Source organism: Thermoactinomyces sp. CICC 23799 (assembly GCF_016055145.1).
Taxonomy (GTDB): domain Bacteria; phylum Bacillota; class Bacilli; order Thermoactinomycetales; family Thermoactinomycetaceae; genus Thermoactinomyces; species Thermoactinomyces intermedius.
The window spans coordinates 243,630-257,903 of record NZ_JAECVV010000004.1 but is presented as its reverse complement, the minus strand read 5'-3'; the positions used below and the strand labels follow the sequence as shown (position 1 = coordinate 257,903).

Annotated in this window: 14 protein-coding genes and 1 CRISPR repeat array; of the genes, 4 read left to right on the top strand and 10 right to left on the bottom strand. The window is 46.7% G+C overall.

Annotated elements, in window-relative coordinates; genetic code table 11:
* The first annotated feature begins 68 nt into the window (after positions 1-68).
* On the top strand, positions 69-203 hold the full coding sequence (locus I8U21_RS15175; protein ID WP_255347204.1) for a hypothetical protein: 135 nt from the start codon (positions 69-71) through the stop codon (positions 201-203).
* A gap of 278 nt (positions 204-481) precedes the next feature.
* On the opposite strand, the gene I8U21_RS07430 is transcribed toward I8U21_RS15175, so the two are convergent.
* The 3 genes from I8U21_RS07430 to I8U21_RS07420 form a co-directional block, all read right to left on the bottom strand.
* Complete coding sequence (locus I8U21_RS07430; protein ID WP_181730742.1) at positions 482-1,069, bottom strand: MFS transporter; 588 nt, start codon at positions 1,067-1,069, stop codon at positions 482-484.
* A gap of 618 nt (positions 1,070-1,687) precedes the next feature.
* Positions 1,688-2,062 carry an immunity 22 family protein gene (locus I8U21_RS07425; RefSeq protein ID WP_037997288.1) on the bottom strand — a complete coding sequence of 125 codons (375 nt, stop codon included), beginning with the start codon at positions 2,060-2,062 and terminating at the stop codon, positions 1,688-1,690.
* A 561-nt stretch (positions 2,063-2,623) separates the two neighbouring features.
* Positions 2,624-3,115 carry a magnesium chelatase subunit ChlI family protein gene (locus tag I8U21_RS07420; protein ID WP_198053644.1) on the bottom strand — a complete coding sequence of 164 codons (492 nt, stop codon included), beginning with the start codon at positions 3,113-3,115 and terminating at the stop codon, positions 2,624-2,626.
* On the opposite strand from I8U21_RS07420, the gene I8U21_RS07415 reads away from it, so the two are divergent.
* From I8U21_RS07415 to I8U21_RS07405, 3 genes are all read left to right on the top strand, one after another.
* Complete coding sequence (locus tag I8U21_RS07415) at positions 3,115-3,591, top strand: helix-turn-helix domain-containing protein (RefSeq protein ID WP_198053615.1); 477 nt, start codon at positions 3,115-3,117, stop codon at positions 3,589-3,591. The genes I8U21_RS07420 and I8U21_RS07415 overlap by 1 nt on opposite strands.
* Before the next feature lie 355 nt (positions 3,592-3,946).
* A CRISPR array of direct repeats spans positions 3,947-4,774; the repeat unit is 30 nt; unit sequence GTTTCAATACCTTATAGGTAGTTTATAAAC.
* 464 nt (positions 4,775-5,238) lie between these two features.
* Positions 5,239-6,711, top strand: coding sequence for a hypothetical protein (locus tag I8U21_RS14940; RefSeq protein ID WP_232337564.1), 1,473 nt, complete (start codon positions 5,239-5,241; stop codon positions 6,709-6,711).
* A 12-nt stretch (positions 6,712-6,723) separates the two neighbouring features.
* The gene (locus tag I8U21_RS07405; protein ID WP_198053614.1) at positions 6,724-7,077 is read left to right on the top strand and encodes a hypothetical protein; all 354 of its coding nucleotides are present in this window, start codon (positions 6,724-6,726) and stop codon (positions 7,075-7,077) included.
* Between the two features lie 309 nt (positions 7,078-7,386).
* Here I8U21_RS07405 and I8U21_RS07400 read toward each other — a convergent pair whose 3' ends face one another.
* The 7 genes from I8U21_RS07400 to I8U21_RS07370 are packed head-to-tail and all read right to left on the bottom strand — an operon-like array spanning position 7,387 to position 14,127.
* Positions 7,387-8,112, bottom strand: a complete 726-nt coding sequence (locus tag I8U21_RS07400) for an N-acetylmuramoyl-L-alanine amidase family protein (RefSeq protein WP_198053613.1) — start codon at positions 8,110-8,112, stop codon at positions 7,387-7,389.
* Positions 8,112-8,315, bottom strand: coding sequence for a hypothetical protein (locus tag I8U21_RS07395; RefSeq protein WP_198053612.1), 204 nt, complete (start codon positions 8,313-8,315; stop codon positions 8,112-8,114). The genes I8U21_RS07400 and I8U21_RS07395 overlap by 1 nt, the downstream gene beginning before the upstream one ends.
* Before the next feature lie 5 nt (positions 8,316-8,320).
* Entirely contained in the window at positions 8,321-8,629 is a 309-nt protein-coding gene (locus tag I8U21_RS07390; RefSeq protein WP_198053611.1) for a hemolysin XhlA family protein, read from the bottom strand.
* A gap of 36 nt (positions 8,630-8,665) precedes the next feature.
* A complete protein-coding gene (locus tag I8U21_RS07385) occupies positions 8,666-9,412 on the bottom strand; it encodes a PIG-L deacetylase family protein (protein ID WP_198053610.1) in 747 nt (248 codons plus the stop codon).
* 35 nt (positions 9,413-9,447) lie between these two features.
* On the bottom strand, positions 9,448-9,684 hold the full coding sequence (locus tag I8U21_RS07380) for a hypothetical protein (protein WP_198050766.1): 237 nt from the start codon (positions 9,682-9,684) through the stop codon (positions 9,448-9,450).
* A gap of 10 nt (positions 9,685-9,694) precedes the next feature.
* The gene (locus I8U21_RS07375; protein ID WP_198053609.1) at positions 9,695-12,676 is read right to left on the bottom strand and encodes a phage tail spike protein; all 2,982 of its coding nucleotides are present in this window, start codon (positions 12,674-12,676) and stop codon (positions 9,695-9,697) included.
* Entirely contained in the window at positions 12,676-14,127 is a 1,452-nt protein-coding gene (locus I8U21_RS07370; RefSeq protein WP_198053608.1) for a distal tail protein Dit, read from the bottom strand. The genes I8U21_RS07375 and I8U21_RS07370 overlap by 1 nt, the downstream gene beginning before the upstream one ends.
* Positions 14,128-14,274 lie beyond the last annotated feature (147 nt).

Here is a 14,274-nt window from a genome sequence, read left to right as displayed (position 1 = left end):
ATTTACAAATTGATAAAAATATGTACAATCGATGTTAGGAGTCACGTTCCCGATTGGGGGGAAGCAGCATGCACTCAAAAAAAGACCAGCTCGTCACAGTGATTTGCCACAAATGTAAAACCGAAGTGTGCAAAGCACTTCCCGGCAGCATGGTCCGCTGCCCCAAATGCAAAACCTGGTCCACTGCCGATCTCTCTTACTGATTCTGAAATACGGACAGATATTGATTGCTGCCATCGCTGTGGAAATATCGCAGCGGCACTTGCAAAGTACCGTTTTCAGCAACATCACATAAGAGATCCATTCTGAACATCGAAGACAACCATCTCTGTATGGACGGACAACTCACATAGATCACATTCTCAACACCCTTTTTTCTTCTCTCAAAAAGAGACACCGTGCTGGTGTCTCTTTTTATCATATGTTTTTCACGTCTGAAGGTGCACCCGGCTCCCGCAACATTTGTGCGGTTTCATGGAGTTCACACATTCTTATGAAAAGACTGATCATGAACCAGCCGGTGTTTTTCTTTGGCTTTGACGATTGCAAACAACAAAGGCACCAACAGCGCATTCAGCAAAGTCAGCCCACCGCAAACGAGAATGGCAACATTCATGTGATAACTGTACAGCCATCCTCCCACCGATCCCCCGAGTGCATCTCCGACGAAAAAAGCGGATTGGGACAGGCCAAAAAACAGACCGACGACGTTTGCGGGAAACATCTCCAATTGAATCAGCTGTTCCGTAATGACGGAAACGGATAAAAAAACGGATCGTAAAACCAAAATGGCAATGACCACAAGGGGCGGGAATTTCACCATCAAAAGCAAAACCACCACACCAGTCAAAATTTGGGATCCGGTAAACAACAGGACTTTTCTGTGATGGATTTTTTCTCCACTAATAAAAGGAGAGACGATCACCCAAACCAACGTGATCACCGCCATGAGGACCCCGACACTGGTAATGGAGAATCCGCTGTTTTTAATGATCACCGGCAAAAAAGGGGTCAACATACTGGTGATCAAACCGCTGATGACCCCCAGCAGGACCACCCCCGCAGACAAAAAAGCATGGGCCCGCCAACGCCACCGGATAGGAAAAGGAGGGAATGCCTAACCAAGCGGCAATAAACCCGACCGACACCTCCCCAAAGCGGCCCCGAAAGCGAATTGAAAAAATTTTCTATAATCTAACAGGTCGATCAACCCCAGAGCTAATGGTACCAGTCAATAAGAGGTTTGAGGTACCGGATAGCGTAATTTGACTCTTCTATACCAAACGACACAACAACTAATTCTTCATAACCATAAATCGATGGTGATATCCTGAAAGACATCTTCTTCTAATAATCCCCAATAATCCTCTAAGCCTTTTAAGTTCTAACCATTGCAAAAGAGTAAAAGTTGATTATGGGTTTCAATGAACAGTCAAATCACAAACTTCTTTAATCCACTTTTCAGTGGGATCCTCTTCATCCAAGTCTCTTACTCCTTCTGATCCCAAATCGTTACCCGAAAGACCATATTTCAGCAACTTCGTGGCATATCTTACCCGCCAGGAAAATTGTTATTTCACATCCAAGGTTAACACCTTTTGAATTCCTTTCCATGTGAAGTGATCCATGGTGTTAGGGTTGTCCCTGTAAACGGAATCACAATGCTTTAAATGGGAACATTATTCATTTACATATATGGTAACGCCCCCAAAAACCGAAACCGATTTGTTTCTTTTACGGTTCCATCATAGGCAAAGTTATAAAGTAAAATAACTGAATTCACTTCTTGATCCAGATACTCACCGCAAATCCCGATAAATCCAGGAATTATCTTTTCATCATATGAAAACCCCTTAAGAATAACTCTCAAATCATTTGATGGTTCATTGTAAAACTCCACTTCTAAAAAATCTTCATCGTAATATTCAATGCTAAAATCCTTTTCAAATTGCGAATTAACCCAATCCCCGTCCTCTGTATAACTTTGCATCACATAGCTTTCCAGCTCTTCAAACGAACTTACGTCACCAATGAACATGGATACATATCCTTTTTTCTCCAAAAAATTTTCCTCCTCAATTTTTATCTTTCCCGCTGAAGATGATGGGTTTGTGAAATCCAAACGCTAAGATATAAAAGAACCAAAAAAGGGCGATATAGCTCTTTATCGCCCAACAAAATCCTCTTTCCGGATCAGAGCATTTACATTAAAGTCCGTTTGAAATCCTCATCCATCTCAAATGCTTCTTTCAATATTTCTCTTAAATCATCATAATTGCGGAATCCGGCTGCTCTGAAACGTTCGTCTGTACCATCCAATAACTGCTTTAACCAGTCCCATGGATCACCAATCAGAAACTCCCCATCCTTCCAGACTGAGGTGGCATCCCAGCCGGCTTGAATTGCTTGTGAGTTTGCTTTGATATGGAGCCGCTTTGATTAACAAGCGGAGAGTGTGTCAAAACAGACACCCAACTCCGCTCTCCATCCGACGTTCATCGAACTGAGGCACACGAGTTTTTGAGAATTCGGCTTGGGAAGCCCGCCGTCATTCGTTGTTCACTGATAATCCCCGGACACGCGATATGCCTTTTTTTCGCATAATCCCTTTGTCTAAGATAAATCACTCCCAAAACTTCCGGTCCAGGCTCCGGTACTGGATCGCTTCGGCAATATGGGCAGGCCCGATGTTTTCTTCTCCTGCCAAGTCGGCAATGGTGCGGGCCACCTTGAGGATACGGTCATGTGCCCGGGCACTCAAACCGAGGGTTTCAAAAGCCTGCTTCATCAGTTGGAGCGACGCCGGATCCAACTTGCAGTATTTACGGATATCGGCTGTACTCATGGTGCTGTTGGTTTTCGTTTCGCTTCCCCGGAAACGTTCCTGCTGTCTTTTTCGCGCCTGGTTTACCCGTTTTCGGATGGAAGCGGAGGACTCCCCTCTTTCCCCTTCGCTCAATGTTTTAAAATCCACTTTGGGCACCTCGATGTGGATGTCGATCCGATCCAGCAAGGGACCGGAAATTTTGGACCGATACCGTTGCACTTGGTGCGGGGTGCAGGTGCAACTGCGATCCTCTTCATATCCAAAAAAACCGCATGGACAAGCATGCAGTGAACAATTGGGGAATGGCCATCCACCGAGAAATGAAACTCAATGTCACCCGAAGTGAGTTTTACGATCCCACCCTCTCTACACCTGCGGCACGGATCCGGAACACACGCCTAAGTCGAAACATGACGATCAAAGAATTGGCCGAACTGTCTGGGTTGACTTGTGAAGCGATCAGCAACATTGAAACGAATAAACACACACCAAAGATGCCCACATTCAGAGCACTTGCCAAATCCCTCAAGGTGCCTATCTCATATTTGGGATGCTTTGAAATCCTTCCCGAACAAACTTTGGGCCAAAAAATTAAAAAAGCACGGTTATTCCATGGGTACAACCGGGAGGAATTTGCAAAACGAGTTGGCGTCAATGTAAGAACACTCCGGTTGTGGGAACAGGATAAAGTGAAGCCAACTGGTGGGAATAAAGACACATTGAATCGATACATGAACATATTAAAAAGCAGCCCAAAAACATGATGGGCTGCTTTCATTTATGTGAAGGTACTTCAATGCCTCATAGGTAATCCATAAACCCCTAAACTCTACGAAAACTCTATGTCTTTCTCTTTACCCTTTTTGATTAAAAAATAAAATGGAGATCGGTATTACATCTCACTCATCCAAATAGGCTCCACAAAAAATTAAACAAGAGTGCTCCTCCAAATATTACAACAACAATAAAAACAACTACAATGATCCAATACATTTCTCCAAAATTTATTCAAGGTTGATCCTCCTTATATTGGATCAATCAACTGAAACCAAGCAATCCCATTAATATTTTAAAACATTTTAATCTCTTCTTTTGCCAATCTTTCATTCGTCACTGGCGGTTTCAATACCTCATAGGTAGTTCATAAACGAACAGGCTATTCAATACGTGATTGGCTTGATCGAAAAGTTTCAATACCTTATAGGTAGTTTATAAACTTTCACCTGGGATGAGGCAATCTACTTGCTCAAGTAGTTTCAATACCTTATAGGTAGTTTATAAACTTTGGATGAGTCACTATTGGCGCAAGATAAGATGAGTTTCAATACCTTATAGGTAGTTTATAAACCCGCTCCCTCCTTAGTTTATATTCCGTTTATACTTAGTTGTTTCAATACCTTATAGGTAGTTTATAAACGTGGTTGTCGACTTTTTTATTTCGATCATCTTCATGTTTCAATACCTTATAGGTAGTTTATAAACATAGTTCGGAAAACTAAACACTTCAGGATGTCCACGTTTCAATACCTTATAGGTAGTTTATAAACTTCCGGTTCTGCTTCCGATTTCTGGTTTTCTTCTTGTTTCAATACCTTATAGGTAGTTTATAAACCCCGAAGACAGTGCTGGTGACCGAGTGACATTTTGGAGTTTCAATACCTTATAGGTAGTTTATAAACCGATCCACCCCAGCCGATCCCCTGCTATATATCGAGGGTTTCAATACCTTATAGGTAGTTTATAAACTTTGCTGCCAATTGTAGTCCCTTGGGTCCGAGCTTAGTTTCAATACCTTATAGGTAGTTTATAAACGTTAGAAAAAGCATTTCCGGGATATGATGTCAAGCATTGTTTCAATACCTTATAGGTAGTTTATAAACACGATAAGGCGATTGAACAAAACAGAGGGCGAATCGAGTTTCAATACCTTATAGGTAGTTTATAAACCCCTAAACTCCTCATAAACACTGCGTTTTTATTTTACCTCTTTTGACTCCAAAATTAAAGCAAATCTGAAAATACTTGATAACCCTGAAAAGTAATTGTCGTCGATCCCCAGGGATTTTTGCACAACTGGAGGTCGACGACTTATTTAAATTACCGAAACTACTACTTTCTTGAGGTTTTAATAAGCTAAGTTTCGACAGTAAAGAATTACTATTGTTCCTTTTGAATTTCCTGAATCGAATTTTAAATGTCATAAATTTTTTATGGCTGATTTAGGCTAATATATTGAAAAAGTAAATTGAATTCACCTATAATTCCAAAAGATGATGCAGAAAAGAGTCGAGATGTTATGGGACAGTATTGGCTTCGGCCATCCCTGTCTTTTTTTCTTAAAAATCACATAATAAGGAGGAGAATGAGCTTAGGGAGGCGAAACAAACATCGCATGTTCCCAAGCGAAACTTTTGCGTCAATTTCATAGAACCTTTATCATCCTGCTGATCGCTTGTATCGGATTAGGCATTTTTGGATCTGGAACAGTTCATGCTACGGGCGGATTTGACGTGCCGAAGGTGAATGACCAATTCAACCAATTCGAGCAAAGCCCGCCTCCGAAGCAGAATCTGCCGGCTCCGCCGCCCGTCGAGAAAGAGAAAGGCTTATGGGACACAGTCTCCCAGCCGTTCAAAAGCGCATGGGAATGGACAACAGACACGATTTCCGGCGCATGGGAATGGACAACGGAAAAAGCGTCCGCCCTGTGGGATTGGTTTGTTGGCGTATTGTCCAAAATCACCGAAGTAGTCGTTGATGCACTCGCCGCCGCTTGGGATTGGATCAAAGCGAATTACAAAAAAATCATTGTGCTGCTATTAATCATAGTATTGGCTGTTTTTGCCGTTTGGTTAATTACAACAGCAGCTGCCTTAATTGCAGCCGGATCATCACTCACCATTTTGTCTTTTACGATCTCCCCCCAAATTCTATCCTTCGTTGGTTATGGAATATTACTTGGTGGGGGTTTTGGCGGACTCACTTCATGGCTTTCGGGCAATGAATTTATGAGCATGGAGATGCTGACCGATACATTGTTTGGATGCATTGCCGGTGGAATCGGGGGACTTTTTGGAGAGCTGATCGGCGGTGCCCGTTTCATTACTTGGCTCGGCAGCAAAATCCCGTGGCTGCCTACTGCAGTTAAAGGATCAGTAGGCACGGGAGTTGAGCAAAGCGTATTTGATTTTTTTAAAACAGGGAAAATCAACGTCAAAAATACGTTAATCGCAATTGGTATCGGCGGGCTGCTTTCATACGGAGGATGGCTCTTCACCAATAACCTTGATACGATTGTGACCAGCATTAACAAAATCAGTTTTCCGACCGTCAAGATGCATGTCTTGGCATCCGCGGATAGCAATCTACGGATCCCTTCGCTAGAAATTGGCCATACCAAAATAGAAGATACCCAGTTTGGCGCTTGGTTACAGAAGTTTGCATCTACTAAAAGCGATAATGTGACAGGTAAATCTAATATTTCGCCAAAGCATGACGAAATTGCTCATGGTGGGTATTACAAAAGAAAAGAATTTAGATCAATGATAAATAATGCTAAATATACTCCCCACGGATATAAGCATTTAAAAGCTAAAACACCAGATGAAGCAATAAAGTTTAGTCAAAAAGGAGCTGCTCAATATTTGCCCAGTATTAATAATAAGGTACTTGAAAAAGAAGCATTATTAAAGGGATATGTTATCGATACTGGAAACGATAATTACTATTTTATCTATAATGCAAATAAAACAGTTGGCTATGATAGAGGTATGCCAACTACTTGGATAAGAGCTGAATTATCGGGCGGTGAATACCATGGGCATCCAATAGCTGGAGACAGGTTAGAAAAGTATTTAAAGCGTTTAGGCATTAAAAATGAATAATGAGGGATGATTATGAGGGAAATGTTTAAATTGCCTGAAGCAAAAATTCAAGCGTTACGGATTCCAAAAGGATGGACTGTAAAACATAACAATTTGCGAGAAATTAACCCCAAAACACTGAAACAAGATGATGATAAATGGTTTTATTTCACACAAGATTTGTTGCAGTTGGAACACCAAGAAAAATCGATATTGCTTGATCTAGGTTGGTATCCCGATGTCACTCCAGAAGGTGAATTTCAAGTGCAAATCATTCAAAATGGAAATTGGGAACAACCAATTCGACAGTTTACATCTAATGATCTCCATGAAATAGTTAAATCAATCGAAGACGTTTTAAATCAAATTACTAATAATAGGTTTTAGGATTCCAACTAAAAAGTTCGAGTCGGAAATTGTGTAACTACCTCGGTCAGAAAAGTCAGCGCTTAACCAATGCGTACGACTAAAGGCCGGGGTTTTTTCATTGGCTAGCCATTCTAGGTGTTAACTTTTTTCACCTGCCCACTTTTCTCCCATGAGAAGTTTCCAAAGACCACAAAGCCCTCCGGTGCATCGCAACAAGTGGTCAAGAAATTTATTTCGCAAAAAACCCTCTAAAATGATACGTGCCAAAACCGGATATCAATATAAATAGAAATATCCCCTCCCCGTCGATCGGAGAGGGTCTTTGCTTTAGTCGCGAATCTTGATCAGGATTTCTTTTTTCTGTACCAGCACGGCCTTTTCGACCGAGTCTTTGATTTTGGCGGGATACGCAGTATCAACGATGAACTGCCCATCCACTGTGACACGATACATCGGGCGGCGAACCGGATCCGGCGTTGGTTCGGGAACATATTTCACGCCGAAGTATTCGCAAATGCCTTTGGCCGTCGCGATCGCGAAAGCCTTTTGCACTTTCGGATCAATCATTTGCGCCGCTTCATCGAGTCCCGGATCATCCATGAACCCGTATTCAATAAGAACCGCTGGCATTTTGGTCTCACGTAAAACGTGGAAATTGGCGGTTTTGACGCCGCGATCCTTTCTTTTTACCCCGGAAGCCATGAGATGGCGATGGATGATTTGGGCAGCCTTTTGGCTCCGGGAGCTTCCGGGGTAATGGAAGGTTTCAAGGCCTTCCCCGCCGCTCGCGTTGTAGTGACACGACACATACAAATGCGCCCCGGCAGCATTCGCCTTACGGGTACGCTCGCCCAATGGCGTGTCGACATCGGTTGGCGCTACCAAAAGCGTTTTGAAACCGCAACGCTTCAATTCAGCGTCAAGGTATTTCACAATTTCCCGGTTGAATTCATTCTCGCGGATCACGCGGCCTCCCAGTTGAGGAATGGGAGGCGTGCGTTTTCCGGGAGTTTCTTGACCGTGGCCGTCATCTAATGCGATCAAGTATGCCATTAGTGGTCAGCTCCTTTCTTGTCAAAAGGGTTGAATGCAAAAATGCCCAGCGCGACCCCAAGGCCAGCGAGGGCATTTAAAATTTGCTCCCATTGCTCCCATTGTTCTGGTGCCACCTCAAAGCCCAAGGCGGCTGTCAACACCTTCAAAAACGAAAAAAGATACACCCAAACCTGCGGATTTTTCAATTGTTCCCAGTTCATATATATCAACCTCCTATCGGGATTCCTGCAAGTATAAAAAGCGCCGAAATAACGGCAAGAATTACGCCAGATACGACAGTTTTCCAAAACCAATCCAATTGATTTTTGGTTTCTTTTGCGATCTCCAAAGCTTCGTTCGCGGTGTTAAGCGCTTCTCTGCTTCTCTCGTCTGCTTCAACAACGTCCTCGATCTTTTCCTCAAGGTTCTCCAGTTTCGATTCCATACGGTGGAGCGATCGTGAAACCTCTTGAATGAGGTCATACATTTCCCGCTGTGTGATTACGACTCCAGATTTGACCTTTTTTTCGCCCACCACCTTCCCCCCCTTTCATCTTGACCCTTTTATTTTTTATTGCCCTGGCATGTGCAGGTAGTGGAACGGGTTCGCGACAAACTTGTCAAACTGGCCAGCTACACTGTGATACCCCACCGCAAAGGCCCCAAGTGACGGCGCCCAGGCGGCGTAACACCGGCACGCGTTGATGGCCTTCTGTTTGATCTCATCATTGGTGGGAGTATCTTTCCAACCACCGCCCGGAATCGTTGCCCCGCGGTTTTCATAGTCGGTTCGTGTGGCCATCGAAATGATAAAACGGACATAGTATTGGATCCGCCCGGCGTTGTAGAGGTCAAGAAGTGCCTGTCCGACTGCAGCGTGATCCGGGTGGATGTCGTGATAGCTCAGGGTATAGTGGTCAGCGTCTGGATACAGATCGATATATTTTTCGATGACCGCTTTGGCTTCGTCGTATGTGAGTGTTTCGCCATTGGCCGAGTCATCGAGATACTCAATATGGCGATTTTCTACCGGAACCCCCAATTGGCCGCAGGCGTGGTGGAATTCATTGATACGAGCTTCGGCCAACGTGTCTTTGGTAAGCGGCTCATATCCCTCTGATTCGGGATCATGTGTGGCTTTCCAATAACCACTATAGGTCGTGCCGTTGATCGCGTTCAAAGCTCCGGTTATGCGGCCGTGCGTCATGAGAACCACATGCGTGGGTCTGCCTGCTGCCACATGTTCTGCGATCGTGACTCCCATGTTCAAAGTTTCGTCGTCCGCATGCGGTGCGTAGAAAATCACTGGTCTGCTCATTGGCGATTCCTCCTTTGGCAAATAAAAAAAGCGCCTTATGCGCTTATTTGGTCTCGAATATCTTGATTTCTCAGGTCGTCAGTGACCGGATCACCAGGTGAAACTGGAACAGAATCGGGCAAAATCAGAAACTGATCCATCCCTGAAAACATCGTGCCGATCCCATTCCACTTGAACCAAACGATGTTTTTGTTGGCGTCATATTCAACCTCGGTGATTTGTTCGAACACTTCCAGCACTGTACCATCACGGGTACAGCTGCAATATTTCATGAAATCCCTCCTATACATAGGTGATTTCAATTTTGGCGCTATCATCGAAAACGGCATAATAGTCATCACTGGTGCTGGAAGTGTATAGGGCGATTCCTTTGGCTTGACCGCTGGTGAAATAGGAAAACCAGCTCGACGGCAAATCCACCCATTTTGCTTCTCCAGCTTTGAATGTGACATTGAGGGTTGGAGCCAGCACTGGCGGTTGCCCACCCGGTTTGGATGCGTGACCATGCATGCGGAGAGAAATGGTGACAGTTGCGTTTCCCCCGCTCAGCCTCTGGAGATATGTGCGAATCCGCTTGATGGTTTTTCCCGTGACTGTACTCGACAGGCCGGAGGGATAGAGCCAAATCCCCGTGTGGTGGCCGTATTGAGAACGCCACATTCCTTGAATGACCTTCCCATCACTGCGCCAATCATTGAAAACGGTTCGCCAGGAGTCGCCGCTCGACGAATTCCATACTGTGACGGTCGGCGCGGTTGGTGTAGTTCCGCCCGTCCCGCCTCCGCTTTGACCACCGCCTACTGTGGAGGGGGTGACCATCCCGCCGTTTGTGATCCGGATTGGATTCCCGGTTCCATCTGGAATCTGTGTGGCCCATCCAATGTAGCCCGCATAGTCAGCCCATACGCCATAGGGGGCGCCGCTCCCCACACATGAAACAACCATTGTTTTCCCACCATATGCGCTATATACGCATGCGCTCCGGGCGTTGTAGAACTCGCAGTTGGCACAGTATACGAAACTGTTGTCGTAGGTGGTAAGGACACCCGTTGATCCACTTCCCCCTGAGATTCCATAGGCTTTGACCCAGAAGATCCCCACGTAATCAGAATGGTACACTTGGATGACACCTGTTGTTTCCCCGGATTTCGCATTGATTCGCCCATAGATCCCATTGGTTGCTTCACCCCCGCCGTATAGGGAGACGCGCAACTTGACGGACTGAATCGAAATCCGGCCCGTCATCGTATATCCATTCATCAGGATGGTGATTTTCCCAGTTCCAAGAAAACCGGAAAGCGTGATGTCTTCCACAATGTCTGATTGAAGATGGATTTTGACTTCCCCATCAAAGACACGGGGGATTTTCTGGATGGCGGCAGCTACGGACGCGAACGGAGTGGAACTACTCCCATCGTTTCCATCTTCTCCGGTCACGGCATTCACAAAATAGGAAATGGTTTCCCCGGCAGGAATGCCAGACGTCACCAGATTGGGCGCTTGGACTTCGGTGGCGACTACAGAACCCAACACGATCTGTTTGTTGTCGATGACCGCGATCGTTTCCCCGTCGGAGTCATAGGCCACAATCTTTCCATATCGTCCCTGCGTATCGCCTAGGAGAATCTCCTGCCCCGGCGTTCCCTTCACTCCGGGGCCGCCAATCGAAATATCGTAAAAATGGTACCAATAACCAGATGTTGAGCTAGTGCCCGTGATTTTAAATGAACCGGATTCGTAGGGGTATTGTAGTCCCTTATCTGTTCGCCACGTGTTTCCGGAGAAATCCCCATAGAGGCGGTAGGTTCCGACGTCTTCCCGGAGGAGAAAATCCAGCTTCAACCGGTTTTCTCCTTGAACTAGGTTGGAATACTCCCGTTTCTCAAGGGTGTTTCCGTTGCCGTCTTGAAGCTCAACAATTCCCGATTGCCCTGCCGTGTCACAGTAGACGCTCACATATCCTAAGTGGATGTTTTCTGTCACCTGGATAGTGAGGGAGTGGTTGAAATTCGTATATTGACCATTGACCAGCGGTTTAGGTGTGTTGGCTAGCACATGAAGGCCCGTTCCGCTGGCGTAACGCGCCTGGTCCCATGCAGCTTCCTTTTGATCTAGCCGACGCAGAATGTCTTGGATTCGTTGGTTTTCCGTGATGGCAATGGGGCGAAATTCGCCCAGTGTGACCTCGTTCTTGGATGGATCGCGGACGCTTTCTTTCATTTCGATGATCCGCGCCTCAAGGATCAGCTCCGGCTGGAAGGTGGTGTCCTTGACGGTGACGGTGTCGCCCAGGTCAACCTCGTGCGCTTCCAGCCCTAACAGATCGGCCAGCAACACCACGCCGACTCGATAGGTATAAAGCGGCTTGCTGTACTTTTCGAGCGCGGCCAATGTATTATTGAACAGCTCCACCGGGTTTGTAGCTTGATCATCTCGGTGAATTCCGAAGATATGGCGCCCCTTTTTCCCCCACCGCTGGAAGGCTTCCAAGCTCCCCACCCAATCCGCTCCAGCCGGCTTTTCATATTTGGTGGTGTCTAGACCAGTTGGATTATAGTTGGAGAATGTGAGGAACTGACCTGTCGTGTCGCCTTTCCCCACGCCGATCATGGCCGTGACCAGATTGGTGGTGTCTTCGATTCGCTCCACTTCCATCAGATCCAAGCTATATACAAAAGGCTTTCGGGTGACTTTCTCCCGCTGGATCACGGCGGAGACCTTTCTTTCCACCACCCGAAGCCCTTCGAAGCGGACATGGAATTCAATTTCTGCGTCAAAGGCGTCCAAGACCTTGTGGAGCGCCTCCAATGACGTCATGTAGTCGTCCAACTTGATGTCCTTGACACCAGCGAATTCGACCTCGCCCACTGACCAATCGGTTCCAGCCAACACATAGTTCATGGCCTGTTCTAATGTGTAGGAGTTGAGCGTGGCCGGGCGCACGGGGTTCCCAAGGAGATCGTCCACAGCGGCATTTTCGCAAAACACCTTTTTCCGGTATCCGTCGCCATTGGTTTCGGTTGTTTCCAAAATCCGAAAGTAGTAGGGGCGCCCGTCTTTCGTGTAGGGATAGACCACATATCCATTGGTGGTGATCCGGTTCGAAACGGGATGATCCGCTGGGACTTCAAATTCAAAGGTCATATATCCATATTCTAGGCGCCGTGTTAGCACGTCATCGTAAAACGGGCAACCCTCAGGCAACTCCGGGTTGAGGACGGCGACTGGCGATTCATTTTCGTTCAAAATGTAGATGCTTTGCATCAGCGCCACCTCTCACGGAAAGATAGTGTGCTATTTTGAAAAATCCCCTGCGGCGAGACCACTAGGGAATGGCTGCCCGGATCGATTTTGATATACTCGCTCTCCGGATTCGGGAAGAACGGCTCATTGTTTTTCAGTACTTCGCCGGTCGCACAGTTGATCTCCAGCACATCCCCTGTATCAAACGCATATGGCACCTGCGTCACGGGGTTGTAGGTGTTCTCGTTCCATACCTCGATCCGATCGATGTAGACGGTGGAAATATGGCTCAATGTCCCATATTTCCCGATATGAATTTGAAACCCGGCCAGCTTCTGCTGATATTGGCTGTCCTTGTCATAGAACGAATAAGAAAAGGTATCATAAAGCTTCCCATTGGCAGCGCGCTTGCTGGCGCTGAATTCCCACCGTTTCCCCTTCCGTGTGATCCGGATAGGCCCACCAAAGTTGGACCAGCGACCAGGCTTCCCGGTATAGTTCACGAACTGCCGGGACGCGCCCGCTCTCGCTTCCATATAGGGGTTGTCCACCCGGGCCGTGGAATCCCGAATGGCAATCTTGCCTATGATCGCGTTGTTGATGTCCAAGAGATAGATTTCCAACCGCCCGACTTGATACGGGTATCCGGCTTTGAAAGCGACTTCCGCCTGAAGTGTGAAGTCTTGCAGTTGTTGCCCCAGCGACCGGATGGCCGCGGGCCCGTGCCATGCCGTCCCTTCGCCGTAATCGGCCGGGCGGATAATATCCCCATTGGAGGAAAAAGAACCGGCGATCACGCCACCATCGACAGAAATCCCGCTGGAGTAGTTCGCCAAGCTCGAACCATCGTCCAGAAGAATCCGGACACGTTCGGGAGCTGGTGTAACTGTATCCACGGGCGCTGGTTGGCCGAAGTACATATATCGATCCTCGGTGATGATCGCGAACTCCGTTGTCGGTTGGGTGAACTCGAACCGCATCGTCGGGAAGACCGGGACGCTCCCGGCGTTGGTCACCGGGATCGGTTCGCCCTCTTGATATGGCGTTCCGTCGCCTTTCGTGTCCAAAGACACTACCTTCTCCACTCCTGTGGCGTATGGATCAGGGATCAGGAAATTCAAGGTGATTTGGCCGTCCGTGACCACTTTGTCCATGTCCGTTTCCCCATCCAGAATGGCCTGATACTCCTTATTTGGCTCGTAGGAATAGTAAAAGGTTTGGGGCGTGTCTGTGTCCAGCCAGTCGGCTAGAATCCGCTTTTTGGCGGCCAAATCTTCCTGACTGTCGCCCAAAATCGTGATGACAATGGTTTCTTTTCGGACGCCCCGTTCCTTTCCGGCGTGATACGCCCCCGGCCGCCCGGGAATCTGTATCAGCTTTTGCTCCATCGGTGGAAGGATGGAGCTGGTGATTTTGTTTATTTTCAGCCACGGGAAATCATCACTTGACTGCCCACTGAAGAAGAAGCCCATGAACCATCACCCCCTTCGTCCCTGCGCCCGTGCCCTGCGCATTTCTTGTCTGTATCGCTCTTCTTCGATTTTTTGAGCCAAAAGGGCAATGTCTTCTTCGCTTCTCATAGAGACCGGACCGTTGAAATTGATATTGATGATAGGAGC

Bases quoted from the DNA above. Each gene is read 5' to 3' on its own strand.
- I8U21_RS15175 (WP_255347204.1), top strand. From the start codon at position 69: ATGCACTCAAAAAAAGACCAGCTCGTCACAGTGATTTGCCACAAATGT.
- I8U21_RS07405 (WP_198053614.1), top strand. From the start codon at position 6,724: ATGAGGGAAATGTTTAAATTGCCTGAAGCAAAAATTCAAGCGTTACGG.
- I8U21_RS07400 (WP_198053613.1), bottom strand. From the start codon at position 8,112: ATGGCATACTTGATCGCATTAGATGACGGCCACGGTCAAGAAACTCCC.
- I8U21_RS07395 (WP_198053612.1), bottom strand. From the start codon at position 8,315: ATGAACTGGGAACAATTGAAAAATCCGCAGGTTTGGGTGTATCTTTTT.
- I8U21_RS07385 (WP_198053610.1), bottom strand. From the start codon at position 9,412: ATGAGCAGACCAGTGATTTTCTACGCACCGCATGCGGACGACGAAACT.
- I8U21_RS07380 (WP_198050766.1), bottom strand. From the start codon at position 9,684: ATGAAATATTGCAGCTGTACCCGTGATGGTACAGTGCTGGAAGTGTTC.
- I8U21_RS07375 (WP_198053609.1), bottom strand. From the start codon at position 12,676: ATGCAAAGCATCTACATTTTGAACGAAAATGAATCGCCAGTCGCCGTC.
- I8U21_RS07370 (WP_198053608.1), bottom strand. From the start codon at position 14,127: ATGGGCTTCTTCTTCAGTGGGCAGTCAAGTGATGATTTCCCGTGGCTG.